The sequence below is a fragment of the Bacillus cereus group sp. BfR-BA-01316 genome (genome assembly GCF_022664195.1).
GTDB lineage: Bacteria > Bacillota > Bacilli > Bacillales > Bacillaceae_G > Bacillus_A.
This window is the reverse complement of sequence record NZ_JAKUGX010000053.1, coordinates 1-14,961: the sequence shown is the minus strand read 5'-3', so window position 1 is coordinate 14,961 and position 14,961 is coordinate 1. Positions and strand designations below refer to the sequence as shown.

Genomic DNA, 14,961 nt, shown 5'->3' with positions numbered 1-14,961 from the left:
CAGAGAGGTCACACCCGTTCCCATACCGAACACGGAAGTTAAGCTCTCTAGCGCCGATGGTAGTTGGGACCTTGTCCCTGTGAGAGTAGGACGTCGCCAAGCAAGATAAAACACGAGTCATTTGACTCGTGTTTTTTTATTTCCCATGAAATAGGTTAGATTCCGTTAGTAAAAATGCTGAAATATAGTAAGGGATTTTTTGAGCAGAAATATTGAGAAATTGATAAATAAATGGATAATCTTCAGATCCATAGCTTCCAAGTAAGTCATACCACCAATCTGTTTCATACCTAGAAATCATGCTTAAATTATAGAGCAATAAATAATGAACAAGGAGCTCAGGCAACACTGGCTTAGAGTTTCTAGGGTCGGTCGTAAGTGGTAAATAATAAGTGTCAGTAAGATGCTCGTAGTATAAAGGTGTGCTATACATAGGATTCCATGATTGAATAGGTGCTGAAAAAAGCACATTTAATTCATTATTTTTCTCAGGTACGTGTTGTATTGATAAATGCTTACAAGCTGTTTCGATGTAACGGGAAAATCTCTCTTTAGTCATATGTAGTCGATCTAGTATGTCGACTGAGAAGGAGAGCTCATTTTTATTTGTTGAATCGATTTTATATAATGTTGTTCCTTTTTGACTATAGCGAAATAAATGTTGTAGCTCAGGGATTTTTCCCATTAGCTCTAACATATTAAACTTTTCTGTTTCCAAGTGTTTCATGTGAAACAGTTGTTCTGCCGCGTGAGTAAATAGTCCATTTTTCTGTATTTTCACCTCATCTTCTAAAAATTGATATCCTTGTTTTTTTCGTTTACGGGTTGTCACTCCATGTGCTAAAACGGTTGTTGATTCTGGATAGTTTGGATTAATAGTTAATAAACAAGCTTTAAAAAGTTGCCCCATTCCATAAAATAACAGCATTGGTTGAATGGAAAATGGTGCTGTTTTATATAATTCATAATAATTTTTACCGTGTTCTAAGTAATAAATAAATGGATAACAATTTTCAAAACTTTTTTTTTCGGCATCCTGAATCGAGGATTTTTCATAACAACGGGCAAGATAATGTTGTACGTTTTGAGATGAAAAGAAGAAACTTAATTGCTGCCAAGCACAAGGTGTATGATGCATATATTACGCTCCTTTTATTGTCTGAAAATTCTAACATATTAATACTTTCTTGACAGTATTTTAACCAATTGATAAGCTACTAATAATAATTTCTGGTATCATGGGGGGAACAATTATGTGGGAATCTAAATTTGTTAAAGAAGGTTTGACTTTTGATGATGTATTACTTGTACCAGCAAAGTCAGATATATTACCAAGAGAAGTAAGTGTTAAAACAGTTTTATCTGAAAGCTTACAGTTAAACATCCCGTTAATTAGTGCAGGAATGGATACAGTAACAGAAGCTGATATGGCTATTGCAATGGCTCGTCAAGGCGGTTTAGGAATCATTCATAAGAATATGTCTATTGAGCACCAGGCAGAGCAAGTTGACAAAGTAAAACGCTCTGAAAGCGGCGTTATTTCAGATCCATTCTTTTTAACTCCAGAACATCAAGTATATGATGCGGAACATCTTATGGGAAAATACCGCATCTCAGGTGTACCAGTTGTAAATAATTTAGATGAGAGAAAATTAGTTGGTATTATTACAAACCGTGATATGCGCTTCATCCAAGACTACTCAATCAAAATTTCTGACGTAATGACAAAAGAACAGTTAATTACAGCCCCAGTTGGTACTACACTAGGAGAAGCTGAAAAGATCCTACAAAAGTATAAAATTGAAAAGCTTCCTCTTGTTGATAATATCGGTGTATTACAAGGGCTTATTACAATAAAAGATATTGAAAAAGTAATTGAATTTCCAAACTCTGCAAAGGATAAGCAAGGACGCTTATTGGTTGGAGCAGCAGTTGGTGTAACGGCTGATGCAATGCTTCGTATCGATGCATTAGTAAAAGCGAGTGTAGATGCAATTGTACTTGATACAGCTCATGGACATTCTCAAGGTGTTATTGAAAAAGTAAAAGAAGTTCGCGCTAAATATCCAGCGCTAAATATTATTGCTGGCAATGTTGCTACAGCTGAAGCAACAAAAGCATTAATTGAAGCTGGTGCAAATGTAGTTAAAGTTGGTATTGGACCAGGTTCTATTTGTACAACGCGTGTTGTAGCTGGAGTTGGTGTACCACAATTAACAGCAGTTTATGATTGTGCAACTGAAGCTCGTAAACACGGCATTCCAGTTATTGCAGATGGCGGTGTTAAGTACTCTGGTGATATGGTTAAAGCTTTAGCGGCAGGAGCACACGTTGTTATGCTAGGTAGTATGTTCGCTGGTGTAGCTGAAAGCCCTGGAGAAACTGAAATTTACCAAGGTCGTCAATTTAAAGTATATCGTGGTATGGGTTCTGTTGGAGCAATGGAAAAAGGAAGTAAGGATCGCTACTTCCAAGAAGGAAACAAAAAACTTGTTCCAGAAGGTATTGAAGGACGAGTACCATATAAAGGACCTTTAGCAGATACAGTTCATCAATTAGTTGGTGGATTACGTGCAGGTATGGGATACTGCGGAGCACAGGATTTAGAATTCTTACGTGAGAATGCGCAGTTCATTCGTATGTCGGGTGCTGGTTTACGTGAAAGCCATCCTCATCACGTACAGATTACAAAAGAGGCTCCAAACTACTCATTATAATGTCTTATATGTAAATAGACGGAGATTTGATATCTCTGTCTATTTTTTTTTGATTATGTTAGAATAACGGTTATGTGAGTACATAGATATTGGGGGTAGCAAAAGTGAAAGGTATGTTTTGCAAGAGATTCATTGCGTTGGTAACAGTGCTTACACTAGCTTTTGGCATGTTTGCACCATATAGCAATGCATCAGCAGAAACAGGAGCTGCTTTAAACATTGAAGCCGGTGCAGCGATTTTAGTTGAAGCGAATTCTGGGAAAATTGTATATCAAAAGAATGCAGATGAATTATTATCAATTGCTAGTATGACAAAGATGATGAGTGAATATTTAGTGAATGAGGCAATATCAAAAGGGAAACTGAAGTGGGATCAAAAAGTTAAAGTTTCTGAATATGCATATGAAATTTCACAAGATCGTTCATTATCAAATGTTCCGCTAGAAAATGGTGGTTCTTATACGGTAAAAGAACTGTATGAAGCAATGGCAATTTATTCTGCTAATGGAGCGACAATCGCTTTAGCTGAAGCAGTGGCAGGAAAAGAAGTTGATTTCGTAAAAATGATGAATGATAAGTCGAAAGAGTTTGGATTAAAAAGCTATAAATTTGTCAACTCTACAGGCTTAACGAACAGAGATTTAAAAGGGCAACACCCTGAAGGAACAACTCCAGAAGAAGAAAATAAAATGTCTGCAAGAGATGTTGCGATTTTAGCACAACATCTTATTAAAGACTTTCCAAAAGTATTAGATACAGCTAAAATTCCAAAAAAGGTATTCCAAGAGGGTGGAAAATACCCAGTTAATATGGATAACTGGAATTGGATGCTAAAAGGCTTAGTTAAGCAATATGATGGTGTAGATGGCCTGAAAACAGGATCAACTCCAGAAGCAGGAGATTGTTTTACTGGTACGGTCGAGAGAAATGGGATGCGTTTCATTTCTGTAGTTATTAAAACAAATTCTCATACGGCAAGATTTGATGAGACGAAGAAATTATATGATTATGGCTTTGCTAACTTTGAAATGAAGAAAATGTATGAAAAAGGTTCTTCGGTCAAAGGAAAAGAAACAGTAAGAGTTGAAAATGCGAAAGATAAAGATATAGCAGTTCAAACGAAGCAAGCTGTTTCACTTCCGGTGCCAAAGGGAAGTAAAGACGTTTATAAAACAGAATTTAAAGAAGGAAATAAGGGACAAGAAGCACCTATGAAAAAGGGAGTTGCACTTGGCCAAATGGTTGTAACGTCTAAAGATAGTAATGACCCTGGATTTTTATCAGGAAAATCATTACAAGTAGACCTTGTAACAAAATCTGAAGTAGAAAAGGCAGGCTGGTTCACACGTTCTATGCGCGGAATCGGTTCTTTCTTTAGTGGTATGTGGAATAGTGCTGTTGATACAGTAAAAGGTTGGTTTTAAAAGCTCCTCATTGTAGGAGCTTTTTCTTATTCCCATTTTTCATACCGACTTTATGAAAAAGTAGTGGACAAGCATCAGATAGTTAGTGGTAGAATGTAAGAGTATTCTTAATTTTCTTCTTTAACGGGGAAAGCAATTCACCTAGGGGGGTTTTTGTACATGACAAATGTAACAGGGACAGAACGTGTAAAACGTGGAATGGCAGAAATGCAAAAAGGCGGCGTTATTATGGACGTAGTTAACGCTGAGCAAGCAAGGATTGCAGAAGAGGCAGGCGCAGTTGCTGTTATGGCATTAGAGCGTGTACCTGCAGATATTCGTGCAGCAGGTGGCGTTTCTCGTATGGCAGATCCAACAATTGTTGAAGAAGTTATGGGTGCTGTGTCAATTCCGGTTATGGCAAAATGCCGTATCGGTCACCTTGTAGAAGCACGTGTATTAGAATCATTAGGGGTAGACTATATCGATGAGAGTGAAGTATTAACTCCTGCTGATGAAGTATACCATTTAAATAAACGTGATTACACAGTTCCGTTTGTATGTGGTTGCCGTGATATTGGAGAAGCTGCACGTCGTATTGCAGAAGGTGCATCTATGCTTCGTACAAAAGGTGAGCCTGGAACAGGAAACATTGTAGAGGCAGTGCGTCATATGCGCCAAGTCAATGCAGAAATCCGTCAAGTTGCAAATCTACGTGAAGATGAGTTAATGACATATGCAAAAAATACTGGTGCTCCTTATGAAGTACTACTTGAAATTAAACGCCTTGGTCGCCTGCCAGTTGTAAACTTTGCAGCAGGTGGTGTAGCAACACCAGCAGATGCAGCGTTAATGATGCAACTTGGTGCTGATGGTGTATTTGTTGGATCTGGTATCTTCAAATCAGAGAACCCAGAGAAATTTGCACGTGCAATCGTTGAAGCGACGACTCATTATGAAGATTACGAACTAATTGCAAGCCTTTCTAAAGGATTAGGTAATGCAATGAAAGGTGTCGAAATTTCAACGTTATTACCAGAACAACGCATGCAAGAGCGTGGATGGTAATTAAAGGAGATCTTTAAAATGGTGAAAATCGGTGTACTAGGTCTTCAAGGTGCTGTTCGTGAGCATGTGAAATCAGTTGAAGCAAGTGGTGCAGAAGCTGTGGTTGTAAAGCGTATAGAACAACTTGAAGAAATTGATGGTCTTATTTTACCAGGCGGTGAAAGTACAACAATGCGCCGTCTTATTGATAAGTATGCTTTCATGGAGCCTCTTCGTACATTTGCGAAGTCTGGTAAACCAATGTTTGGTACATGTGCAGGAATGATTCTTCTTGCGAAAACGCTTATTGGCTATGAAGAAGCACATATTGGTGCTATGGATATTACGGTTGAGCGCAATGCGTTCGGACGCCAAAGAGATAGTTTTGAAGCTGCACTTTCAATGAAAGGTGTGGGAGAAGACTTTGTTGGTGTATTTATCCGTGCTCCGTATGTTGTAAATGTAGCTGATGATGTTGAAGTACTTTCTACGCATGGCGAGCGAATGGTAGCGGTAAGGCAAGGGCCGTTTTTAGCTGCTTCTTTCCATCCGGAATTAACGGATGATCATCGTGTAACAGCATACTTTGTAGAAATGGTAAAAGAAGCGAAAATGAAAAAAGTTGTATAAGTAACTTGCAACTTGTATAAGATTATAGTAAATTGATGGTAACAATTTTATAAAATAAGCGTGTTGATAGGAAGTAGTAACAGATGTTGTTTCTTATAGAGAGTCGATGGTTGGTGGAAATCGATAGAAACAGTTTGTGAATCCATCCTGGAATGGAATGTGGAATATCTTTTGATTAGTAAGCATTCCCGGTGAAGAGCCGTTATTTCTACTTGAGAGGAAAGCGGTAATGCTTTCAACTAGGGTGGCAACGCGGGTTAACTCTCGTCCCTTTGTATAGGGACGAGAGTTTTTTGTGTTTTATAAAATAAAAGGAGGAGTATATAATGCTTGATATTAAATTTTTACGTACGAATTTTGAAGAAGTAAAAGCAAAATTACAGCATAGAGGCGAAGATTTAACGGATTTTGGTCGCTTTGAAGAACTTGATACGAGAAGAAGAGAGCTACTCGTTCAAACGGAAGAACTAAAAAGTAAACGTAACGAAGTATCTCAACAAATTTCAGTATTAAAGCGTGAAAAGAAAGATGCGGAAGCTTTAATTCTAGAAATGCGTGAAGTTGGGGAAAAAGTAAAAGATCTTGATAATGAGCTTCGTACAGTTGAAGAAGATTTAGAAAGATTAATGCTATCTATCCCGAATATCCCTCATGAATCTGCTCCAATAGGTGAAACAGAGGATGATAACGTAGTAGCACGTACTTGGGGAGAAGTGAAAGAATTTACTTATGAGCCAAAACCACATTGGGACCTTGCTACTGATTTAGGGATTTTAGATTTTGAACGTGCTGGGAAAGTAACAGGAAGCCGATTTGTATTTTACAAAGGTGCTGGTGCAAGATTAGAACGTGCTTTGATTAGCTTTATGCTTGACCTTCATACTGATGAGCATGGATATGAGGAAGTATTGCCTCCTTATATGGTAAACCGTGCAAGTATGACAGGAACAGGACAACTTCCGAAGTTTGAAGAAGATGCATTCCGTATTGAAAGTGAAGATTATTTCCTAATCCCAACAGCTGAAGTACCTGTAACGAATATGCATCGTGATGAGATTGTGAGTAAAGAGCGATTGCCGATACGATATGCTGCGTTTAGCTCATGCTTCCGTTCTGAAGCAGGTTCAGCTGGTCGTGATACACGCGGTTTAATTCGCCAACACCAATTTAATAAAGTTGAACTTGTGAAGTTCGTGAAACCAGAAGATTCTTACGAAGAGTTAGAAAAATTAACAAATGATGCAGAGCGCGTGTTACAATTATTAGAGTTGCCATATCGCGTTATGAGCATGTGTACAGGAGATTTAGGATTTACAGCAGCGAAGAAATACGATATTGAAGTATGGATTCCAAGCTATGGTACATATCGTGAAATTTCTTCTTGTAGTAATTTTGAGGCCTTCCAAGCGAGACGCGCGAATATCCGTTTCCGCCGTGAGCCAAATGGCAAACCGGAACATGTTCATACACTAAATGGATCTGGTCTTGCAATTGGACGTACAGTGGCAGCTATTTTAGAGAACTACCAACAAGAAGATGGTACAATTATAATTCCAGAAGTTCTTCGCCCTTATATGGGAGGAAAAACAGTTATTAAATAAGTTAAAACATTCATCGGTATGAGTGATTGGTAAGTATGGACGTTGTCAGCAGTGTCATAAAGGAGAGGGAAAGTAAAATTTTCCTTTCCTCATAATTTATTATAGTAGGGTTGACTAACTGTTTTTCTTTTGATATTATATTTGATGTCAATATGGAGGTATACCCAAGTCTGGCTGAAGGGATCGGTCTTGAAAACCGACAGGCGGCGAGAGTCGCGCGGGGGTTCGAATCCCTCTACCTCCTCCAGATATAATTGACAACAGCGCATATAAGTGGAGATTGGAGAACTCGTTACCAACACGTAACGAGTTTTTATTTTAAAACCAATCATAAAGTATGATGTAAGGATATAGCGTCCTTATTACACACTCATATTCCGATGATTATCTTCATAGATATGAAAGGAGTTAACATGGATCTTATTATACAAACGTTTCCTTTAGATGGAAAAACTTTATATTATGTACAATGTCCTGTCTGTAAGAACAATAGAATTTTAAACAGTGGTGCAAATGTGTCGCGCATTATAAGTGATGATACATTCCGTAAACTTTGTGGTTGCACTTGTGATGTAAAACAGGTTGCAAAAAAAGTAGAGGTGCCAAAAGAAGCTGAAAAACCAGCTGTGCAAAAAGAAGTAACTCCAAAACGTACAGGGAAATTACTAACAGCAGTAATTAATGGGAAAGAAATGACTGTTAAAGAGATTGCTGAAACATATGATATTAGTACGAGTACTGTTCGTCAGCGTATTAATGCTGGAAAGCCAGAGAGTGAAATTATTGCTCCGACGAAAAAGAAAAAGTAATTTCATAGGAAAACCCGTGCATATGCACGGGTTTTTTATTTTACAAGTTTACGTGTTTGTTTTAAAAAATGTCCAATTTTTTTAATGATTGGTTCGATTGAATCGTCATCTTTTAAAATATCGTATTCATTAATGTTTAATCGTAAAACAGGGCATGAATTAAAGTTATTAATCCAGTTATCGTAACGTCCATGCATCTCTTTCCAATACTCAATTGGTGTTTGCTGCTCCATAGGACGTCCTCGTTCTTGAATACGATCGACAATATCATCAAAAGAACCTTCTAGGTAAATTAATAAGTCTGGATGAGGGAAGTAAGGAGTCATGACCATAGCATCAAATAAACCTTTGTATGTTTCATAATCAGTTTCAGTCATTGTACCCTTTTCGTAATGCATCTTTGCGAAAATACCAGTGTCCTCATAGATAGAACGGTCTTGAACAAAACCGCCACCATATTCGAAAATTCTTTTTTGTTCTTTAAATCGTTCTGCTAAAAAGTACACTTGTAAGTGAAAGCTCCAACGTGTGAAATCAGCATAGAACTTGTCCAAATATGGGTTGGAATCTACCTTTTCAAAAGATGTACGATAACCTAAAGCGTTAGCTAATGCAGTTGTCATAGTTGATTTACCGACACCTACTGTTCCAGCAATAGTGATAACTGCATCATTTGGTATATCATATTTTTGCCTTAAATTCATTGTTATTTCGACTCCTTCAAGAGAGTATTTTGAAGAGCGGATAAGATGACATTTAAATCATCAGGATTTCTTACAAAATCCATATCGTCTCCATTAAATTTCAATACTGGAATATCTGGATGGTCCTTTTTGAAAGCATCCATTGCTGTTTCGTAATCTTTTGTAAGCTGTAACAAGTAATTTGGATCCATATTTTTTTCGAATTCTCTTCCGCGCACCGTAATTCGTTTTTGTAATGTTTCTAGGCTCGCTGTTAAATAAACGATGACATTTGGTACAGGCATATCTTGCGTAAGAATGCGATAAATTTGCATGTACTTGTCATATTGAGAATGTTTTAATGTACGGGATGCAAAAATTAAATTTTTAAATATATGATAATCTGCTACTACAGGCTTCCTTTGATTCAAATACTTTATGTTAATATCCTCTAGTTGTTTGTATCTATTACAAAGAAAGAACATCTCTGTTTGAAAACTCCATTCGTCGATGTCTTCGTAGAATTTTCCTAAAAAAGGATTTTCATCAACAATCTCTTTTAGTAAGTGGAGTTGCATGTGAGTTGAAAGTTCCTTCGCAAGTGAAGTTTTTCCAACACCAATTGGTCCTTCAACCGTGATAAATGGTACTCCGGTCACGCTGTTTCCTCCTTTCAATCAGTGATTTACCGTGGCTACTAAAAACACAAAACAGAATTATTGTAGCACAAGAGGGGAGCGAGTGGACTAATTTGATATAAAAAGTTAGAAAATAGATATGTATTAACTAAATTTTATTTGGGATGACGGCACAATATTTGCCTTTAATGTGGCTTCCATTATTTTTAAAGCATGTTCATTATCTTGCTCGTTATTAGAAGCGATGCAATCCCGTGGTACATAAAGTTTATAATTTCTCATATGGGCATCATTAGCTGTAAAAAGGATGCATATGTTCCCGGCAATTCCTGTTAAAATGAGATTTTCGATTTTTAAATAACCTAATAAAGAATTCAAAGGTGTTTCATAAAAAGCAGAGTAATGTGGTTTAATAAAAATGTAATCGTCAGTATGCGGAGCAATGGCCTCGATAATATTTTTACTATACTCATTTGTACAATGAGTAATAAGTTGATCAATATCAGATCTCCAAAGTTGATAGTGATCATTGACATAAATTATTGGATAGCCCAATGATTTCATGGTGTCCTTTAATTGTAAAATGGGGTTCTTTATAATTTCACATTTCTGTGCCAGGATGGGCCCGTGGGAGAATTGAAAATCATTAATCATATCGATGATGAGTAAGGCAGTATTTTTCATATGTAATTCCCTCTCTTTCTTCTTTAGGTTGGATTGAATTTGTAAAAGTTATCCCACCTGCAAGAAATGAAAAAGTGTATTTTATTTTTGGTGAAAGGACTATATTATGGAGCGAGATATATATTTTATGCAGTTAGCAATAGAGGAAGCGAAGAAGGCGGAGGCGATACAAGAGGTACCAATTGGTGCTGTAATTGTGCTAGATGGTGAAGTGATTAGTGTCGCACATAACTTAAGAGAAACTGAACAGAGATCAATAGCTCACGCCGAGCTCTTAGCTATTGATGAAGCTTGCAAAAAATTAGGGACATGGCGTTTAGAAGATGCAACGTTATATGTAACATTAGAACCTTGTCCAATGTGTGCAGGGGGAATTGTTTTATCGCGTGTAAAACGGGTTGTATATGGTGCGAGCGATCCGAAAGGTGGATGTGCAGGTACATTGATGAATCTTTTAACTGATGAGCGTTTTAATCATCAGTGTGAAGTAGTGGCTGGTGTACTTGAAGAGGAATGTGGTACGTTGTTAACGATTTTTTTTAGGGAGCTTCGTAAGAAAAGAAAAGAAGCGAAAAAACTAGAGAAAAGTAATGGTAACTAACGTATTTGCATTTTGTAAAAAAACAAGTTATACTGATAATGCCTTATCCAAGGCAACCGAATATTGGTTTTAACTTTGCCGTGCTAAGCGGGGAGGTAGCGGTGCCCTATACTCGCAATCCGCTCTAGCGAGGCCGAATCCCTTCTCGAGGTTATGCTGCTGTAAGGCCTGCCTTAAGTAAGTGGTGTTGACGTTTGGGTCCTGCGCAACGGGACCCCGTGAACCTTGTCAGGTCCGGAAGGAAGCAGCAATAAGCGGGTTTTCTCGTGTGCCGCAGGAGTGCCTGAACCGAGCTAACTGCTTGAGTAACGCTTATGGTACGTAATCGACAGAAGGTGCACGGCAGTTATATATGTATACAAAACTCACCTTAATAAAAGGTGGGTTTTTTGTATGGAAAATAACTTTTGGAATCTATAAACAGAATGGGTTATAATAAATGAGATAATAACCTTTGAGGGAGGCCGTATTTTCGTGTCATACCAAGCGTTATACCGAACATGGAGACCGCAAAAATTCGAAGATGTAGTCGGTCAAAAGCACGTGACAAAAACGTTGCAAAATGCCCTTCTTCAAGAGAAAGCTTCACATGCTTATTTGTTTTCTGGTCCGAGGGGAACAGGGAAAACGACAATTGCAAAAGTATTTGCAAAGGCAATTAACTGTGAACACGCCCCGGCAGCTGAACCTTGTAATGAATGTCCTTCTTGTTTAGGAATTACACAAGGGTCTATTTCAGATGTATTAGAAATTGATGCGGCTTCAAATAACGGTGTAGATGAAATTCGAGATATAAGAGACAAAGTAAAATATGCTCCAAGTGCTGTAGGATATAAAGTATACATTATTGATGAAGTTCACATGCTTTCTATGGGTGCCTTTAATGCGCTTTTGAAAACTTTAGAAGAGCCGCCAGGACATGTTATTTTTATTCTGGCGACAACAGAACCGCATAAGATTCCAGCTACAATTATTTCGCGTTGTCAGCGTTTTGAGTTTCGAAAGATATCAGTAAATGATATCGTTGAGAGGTTATCAACAGTCGTGACAAATGAAGGTACGCAAGTAGAAGATGAAGCGTTACAAATCGTAGCGCGTGCCGCCGAAGGTGGTATGCGTGATGCGCTCAGTCTTATCGATCAAGCTATTTCTTATAGTGATGAGACGGTAACGAGTGAAGATGTTTTAGCTGTAACAGGATCTGTATCTCAGCGATATTTAGGTGACCTGGTAGAATGTATACGTGAAAATGATGTATCAAGAGCGTTACGTATTATAGACGAGATGATGAGTAAAGGGAAAGATCCAGTTCGCTTTATGGAGGATTTCATTTACTACTATCGTGATATGCTTTTATATCAAACTTCACCACAATTAGAACATATGTTGGAACGGGTAATTGTAGATGATCAATTCCGTACGTTAAGTGAAGAAATGCAACCGGAAGTAATCTATGAAATTATTCATACCCTTAGTAAGGGACAACAGGAGATGAAGTGGACAAACCATCCAAGAATATTCCTGGAAGTTGTTATGGTGCAACTGTGTCAGCAGTTTATGATGCAAGCAAACGGCGCAGATCGTTTACAAGCGATTATGAACAGGATGCAGCAGCTGGAGAAAGAGTTAGAGCAAGTTAAAAAGAATGGCGTGCCAGCTGGTGTGCAGCAGGAAGTAAGAGAGACGCGGGCAACACCAAAACCGGTACGAACAGGAAGTATGAAAATTCCTGTTGGACGTGTGAATGAAGTGTTAAAGCAAGCGAAGCGTCAAGATTTAGAACAGTTAAAAGCTATATGGGGCGAATTATTAGGAAGGCTCAAGTCACATAACAAAGTAGCATTTGCTGTTTTATTAGAAAATAGTGAACCAGTTGCGGCTTCGGATGATACCTATGTGTTAGCATTTCAATATGAGATTCATTGCAAAATGGCTAGTGAAAATCGAGAAGCAATGGATACATTGGAACAAACTCTTTTTGAATTGTTAAGTAAAAGGTTAAATATGATTGCTATCCCAAAAAGTGAATGGGGTAAAATTCGTGAAGACTTTTTACAACGCGAAGGCGGGGATTCTGAAGAAAGCCCAGAACAAAAAGAAAATCCTCTTATAGAAGAGGCTGTAAAATTAGTAGGGCAAGAACTTATTGAAATAAAAGAGTAATAATAATGAGGAGGAATTAATTATGATGCGTGGCGGAATGGGAAATATGAATAATATGATGAAACAAATGCAAAAGATGCAAAAAGACATGGCGAAGGCGCAAGAAGAGCTTGGCGAAAAAACAGTTGAAGGTACAGCTGGCGGCGGAATGGTTACTGTTATTGCAAATGGTCATAAGCAGGTTCTTGAAGTGAAAATTAAAGAAGAAGTTGTAGATCCAGAAGATATCGAAATGTTACAAGACTTAGTATTAGCTGCAACGAATGATGCACTTAAAAAGGTTGATGAACTTTCAAACTCTACAATGGGTCAATTTACAAAAGGCTTGAACTTACCAGGTGGAATGTTCTAGGAGGATATTGATATATGCATTATCCAGAACCGATATCAAAATTAATCGATAGTTTTATGAAGTTGCCAGGAATCGGACCGAAAACAGCGGTTCGATTGGCGTTCTTCGTGTTAGATATGAAAGAGGATGATGTACTAGGTTTTGCGAAAGCACTTGTGAATGCAAAGCGAGATTTAGCGTATTGTTCTGTGTGTGGACATATTACTGACCGCGATCCTTGTTATATTTGTGACGATTCGCATAGGGATCAATCGGTTGTTTGTGTAGTACAAGAGCCGAAAGATGTAATTGCGATGGAAAAAATGAAAGAATATCAAGGTGTATATCATGTTTTGCGTGGTGCCATTTCTCCAATGGAGGGAATTGGACCTGAGGATATTAATATCCCGCAGTTATTAAAGAGACTACAAGATGAAACAGTACAAGAAGTGATATTAGCAACAAACCCTAATATTGAAGGGGAAGCTACAGCGATGTACATATCCCGCCTCTTAAAGCCAACAGGGATTAAAGTAACTCGTATTGCACATGGTCTGCCAGTTGGTGGAGATTTAGAATATGCAGATGAAGTAACGCTATCGAAAGCTTTAGAAGGCCGTAGAGAGATATAAGAGGAGAAGGGAAAATGTTCTTTCAAAAAAAGGGTAAGTTGCGTAAAGAGTATGACGATAAGTTAATTGTATTATTAGAAAAGGTAAAGAATGAATGGCTACGTCAGAAGAGACTGGTTGAACAAAGTGTTGAGCCGTCTCAAGATGTACTTTGTTCTTTGAAAATAGCAGAGGCGAAATATTTTTTCTTGTTAAAAGAAGCAAAACGTCGTCCTGTGAAAATGGAACAATGGTAAAAGGTCCTGCTTTTTAAAGCGGGACCTTTTGCTTTTTATCGATTTATTTGTGAGTAACAGGGCTACTTTATTTTTGGGATATAAAGAGGAGAAAGAAAAGGTGGGAATAGAATTAGTTGTATCTAATTATTAGTGCTTAGAAGAAATATTACTGATTAAAGGTTATAAAGATGAAGTGGTAGGATTTATGTTATAAATGTTCTTTTTTATTGTCTTGTCCCATACAAATGGATATGTATAGGTCATTCATAAGGAGGAAAAAATGAATTCTACAATTATTATTGTTGGCATTCTTGCTTTGGTTTTTATTTTTCTTGTTTTTGGTGTTTCTGCTAAACCAATACGTTTTATAGGGAAAGCACTCTTTCATGTCACTTTAGGTATAGCGTTACTATTTATTGTGAATGTTGCAGGGACATATTTTGATTTTCATATTCCAATTAACATGGGCACAGCTACAGTATCAAGTTTATTAGGGGTGCCAGGTGTTGCTGCATTAGTGATTATTAAGCTATATATAATGCCAAGATAAATTTATTTTGGCATTTTTTAAAAAGGCATTGACTTATCGATTAGTAATATGATAAATTAATAAGCGTCGTCAGGAACGAAAGAAAAAAGTTGTTGACAGATTCAAGTCAAAATGTTAAATTATAAAAGTCGCTGAAACGCGACGTTGAACTTTGAAAACTAAACGAAACAAACAACGTGAAACGTCAATTTTTATTTTTAGATGCTAGACAAACTAACTTTATTGGAGAGTTTGATCCTGGCTCAGGATGAACG

The 14,961-nt window shown here is 37.5% G+C and carries 16 protein-coding genes, 1 tRNA gene, 1 rRNA gene, 1 other RNA gene and 1 other annotated feature; of the genes, 15 read left to right on the top strand and 4 right to left on the bottom strand.

Annotated features, from left to right (window positions below; translation table 11 throughout):
- A 5S ribosomal RNA gene (gene rrf, locus MR071_RS24310) occupies positions 1-102 on the top strand; the annotation flags it as partial.
- Positions 103-136: 34 nt separating this feature from the next.
- Here rrf and MR071_RS24305 read toward each other — a convergent pair.
- On the bottom strand, positions 137-1,138 hold the full coding sequence (locus MR071_RS24305) for a YaaC family protein (protein ID WP_242238175.1): 1,002 nt from the start codon (positions 1,136-1,138) through the stop codon (positions 137-139).
- Positions 1,139-1,253: 115 nt separating this feature from the next.
- Between MR071_RS24305 and guaB the strand changes: the two genes are divergently transcribed.
- The 7 genes from guaB to MR071_RS24270 all read left to right on the top strand — a co-directional run bounded on the left by guaB (position 1,254) and on the right by MR071_RS24270 (position 8,207).
- On the top strand, positions 1,254-2,717 hold the full coding sequence (gene guaB, locus MR071_RS24300) for an IMP dehydrogenase (RefSeq protein WP_105588284.1): 1,464 nt from the start codon (positions 1,254-1,256) through the stop codon (positions 2,715-2,717).
- Positions 2,718-2,830: 113 nt separating this feature from the next.
- Entirely contained in the window at positions 2,831-4,141 is a 1,311-nt protein-coding gene (locus MR071_RS24295; protein ID WP_242238176.1) for a serine hydrolase, read from the top strand.
- Positions 4,142-4,300: 159 nt separating this feature from the next.
- The gene (pdxS, locus tag MR071_RS24290) at positions 4,301-5,188 is read left to right on the top strand and encodes a pyridoxal 5'-phosphate synthase lyase subunit PdxS (RefSeq protein WP_002107268.1); all 888 of its coding nucleotides are present in this window, start codon (positions 4,301-4,303) and stop codon (positions 5,186-5,188) included.
- An 18-nt stretch (positions 5,189-5,206) separates the two neighbouring features.
- Entirely contained in the window at positions 5,207-5,797 is a 591-nt protein-coding gene (gene pdxT / locus MR071_RS24285) for a pyridoxal 5'-phosphate synthase glutaminase subunit PdxT (RefSeq protein ID WP_105588282.1), read from the top strand.
- A gap of 54 nt (positions 5,798-5,851) precedes the next feature.
- Positions 5,852-6,072: a binding site (T-box leader), on the top strand.
- A 51-nt stretch (positions 6,073-6,123) separates the two neighbouring features.
- A complete protein-coding gene (gene serS, locus MR071_RS24280; RefSeq protein WP_242238174.1) occupies positions 6,124-7,398 on the top strand; it encodes a serine--tRNA ligase in 1,275 nt (424 codons plus the stop codon).
- Between the two features lie 154 nt (positions 7,399-7,552).
- A tRNA-Ser gene (locus MR071_RS24275) sits at positions 7,553-7,645 on the top strand.
- 166 nt (positions 7,646-7,811) lie between these two features.
- Positions 7,812-8,207, top strand: coding sequence for a sigma factor-like helix-turn-helix DNA-binding protein (locus MR071_RS24270; RefSeq protein ID WP_002107271.1), 396 nt, complete (start codon positions 7,812-7,814; stop codon positions 8,205-8,207).
- A 35-nt stretch (positions 8,208-8,242) separates the two neighbouring features.
- Here the strand turns inward: MR071_RS24270 and MR071_RS24265 are convergent, their stop codons facing one another.
- The 3 genes from MR071_RS24265 to MR071_RS24255 all read right to left on the bottom strand — a co-directional run bounded on the left by MR071_RS24265 (position 8,243) and on the right by MR071_RS24255 (position 10,212).
- Positions 8,243-8,911 (bottom strand): deoxynucleoside kinase, encoded by a 669-nt coding sequence (locus MR071_RS24265; protein ID WP_105588289.1) that lies wholly within the window; start codon positions 8,909-8,911, stop codon positions 8,243-8,245.
- A 2-nt stretch (positions 8,912-8,913) separates the two neighbouring features.
- On the bottom strand, positions 8,914-9,549 hold the full coding sequence (locus tag MR071_RS24260) for a deoxynucleoside kinase (RefSeq protein ID WP_105588290.1): 636 nt from the start codon (positions 9,547-9,549) through the stop codon (positions 8,914-8,916).
- A gap of 123 nt (positions 9,550-9,672) precedes the next feature.
- Positions 9,673-10,212 carry a cysteine hydrolase family protein gene (locus tag MR071_RS24255; protein WP_242238173.1) on the bottom strand — a complete coding sequence of 180 codons (540 nt, stop codon included), beginning with the start codon at positions 10,210-10,212 and terminating at the stop codon, positions 9,673-9,675.
- A gap of 106 nt (positions 10,213-10,318) precedes the next feature.
- On the opposite strand from MR071_RS24255, the gene tadA reads away from it, so the two are divergent.
- From tadA to MR071_RS24220, 7 genes are all read left to right on the top strand, one after another.
- The gene (gene tadA, locus MR071_RS24250) at positions 10,319-10,813 is read left to right on the top strand and encodes a tRNA adenosine(34) deaminase TadA (protein WP_002123533.1); all 495 of its coding nucleotides are present in this window, start codon (positions 10,319-10,321) and stop codon (positions 10,811-10,813) included.
- Between the two features lie 78 nt (positions 10,814-10,891).
- Positions 10,892-11,156: signal recognition particle sRNA large type (ffs, locus tag MR071_RS24245), an RNA gene on the top strand.
- 131 nt (positions 11,157-11,287) lie between these two features.
- Positions 11,288-12,976 (top strand): DNA polymerase III subunit gamma/tau, encoded by a 1,689-nt coding sequence (dnaX, locus tag MR071_RS24240; protein WP_242238172.1) that lies wholly within the window; start codon positions 11,288-11,290, stop codon positions 12,974-12,976.
- A 25-nt stretch (positions 12,977-13,001) separates the two neighbouring features.
- Positions 13,002-13,328 (top strand): YbaB/EbfC family nucleoid-associated protein, encoded by a 327-nt coding sequence (locus tag MR071_RS24235; RefSeq protein ID WP_181149577.1) that lies wholly within the window; start codon positions 13,002-13,004, stop codon positions 13,326-13,328.
- Positions 13,329-13,342: 14 nt separating this feature from the next.
- Positions 13,343-13,939, top strand: coding sequence for a recombination protein RecR (gene recR / locus MR071_RS24230; RefSeq protein WP_002009629.1), 597 nt, complete (start codon positions 13,343-13,345; stop codon positions 13,937-13,939).
- 14 nt (positions 13,940-13,953) lie between these two features.
- Positions 13,954-14,175, top strand: coding sequence for a YaaL family protein (locus tag MR071_RS24225; protein WP_002009631.1), 222 nt, complete (start codon positions 13,954-13,956; stop codon positions 14,173-14,175).
- 262 nt (positions 14,176-14,437) lie between these two features.
- Positions 14,438-14,707, top strand: a complete 270-nt coding sequence (locus tag MR071_RS24220) for a pro-sigmaK processing inhibitor BofA family protein (protein WP_002063354.1) — start codon at positions 14,438-14,440, stop codon at positions 14,705-14,707.
- Positions 14,708-14,961 lie beyond the last annotated feature (254 nt).

Bases quoted from the DNA above. Each gene is read 5' to 3' on its own strand.
- MR071_RS24255 (WP_242238173.1), bottom strand. From the start codon at position 10,212: ATGAAAAATACTGCCTTACTCATCATCGATATGATTAATGATTTTCAA.
- MR071_RS24220 (WP_002063354.1), top strand. From the start codon at position 14,438: ATGAATTCTACAATTATTATTGTTGGCATTCTTGCTTTGGTTTTTATT.
- MR071_RS24295 (WP_242238176.1), top strand. From the start codon at position 2,831: ATGTTTTGCAAGAGATTCATTGCGTTGGTAACAGTGCTTACACTAGCT.
- MR071_RS24265 (WP_105588289.1), bottom strand. From the start codon at position 8,911: ATGAATTTAAGGCAAAAATATGATATACCAAATGATGCAGTTATCACT.
- MR071_RS24270 (WP_002107271.1), top strand. From the start codon at position 7,812: ATGGATCTTATTATACAAACGTTTCCTTTAGATGGAAAAACTTTATAT.
- MR071_RS24235 (WP_181149577.1), top strand. From the start codon at position 13,002: ATGCGTGGCGGAATGGGAAATATGAATAATATGATGAAACAAATGCAA.
- recR (WP_002009629.1), top strand. From the start codon at position 13,343: ATGCATTATCCAGAACCGATATCAAAATTAATCGATAGTTTTATGAAG.
- pdxT (WP_105588282.1), top strand. From the start codon at position 5,207: ATGGTGAAAATCGGTGTACTAGGTCTTCAAGGTGCTGTTCGTGAGCAT.
- serS (WP_242238174.1), top strand. From the start codon at position 6,124: ATGCTTGATATTAAATTTTTACGTACGAATTTTGAAGAAGTAAAAGCA.
- MR071_RS24225 (WP_002009631.1), top strand. From the start codon at position 13,954: ATGTTCTTTCAAAAAAAGGGTAAGTTGCGTAAAGAGTATGACGATAAG.
- pdxS (WP_002107268.1), top strand. From the start codon at position 4,301: ATGACAAATGTAACAGGGACAGAACGTGTAAAACGTGGAATGGCAGAA.
- tadA (WP_002123533.1), top strand. From the start codon at position 10,319: ATGGAGCGAGATATATATTTTATGCAGTTAGCAATAGAGGAAGCGAAG.
- guaB (WP_105588284.1), top strand. From the start codon at position 1,254: ATGTGGGAATCTAAATTTGTTAAAGAAGGTTTGACTTTTGATGATGTA.
- MR071_RS24305 (WP_242238175.1), bottom strand. From the start codon at position 1,138: ATGCATCATACACCTTGTGCTTGGCAGCAATTAAGTTTCTTCTTTTCA.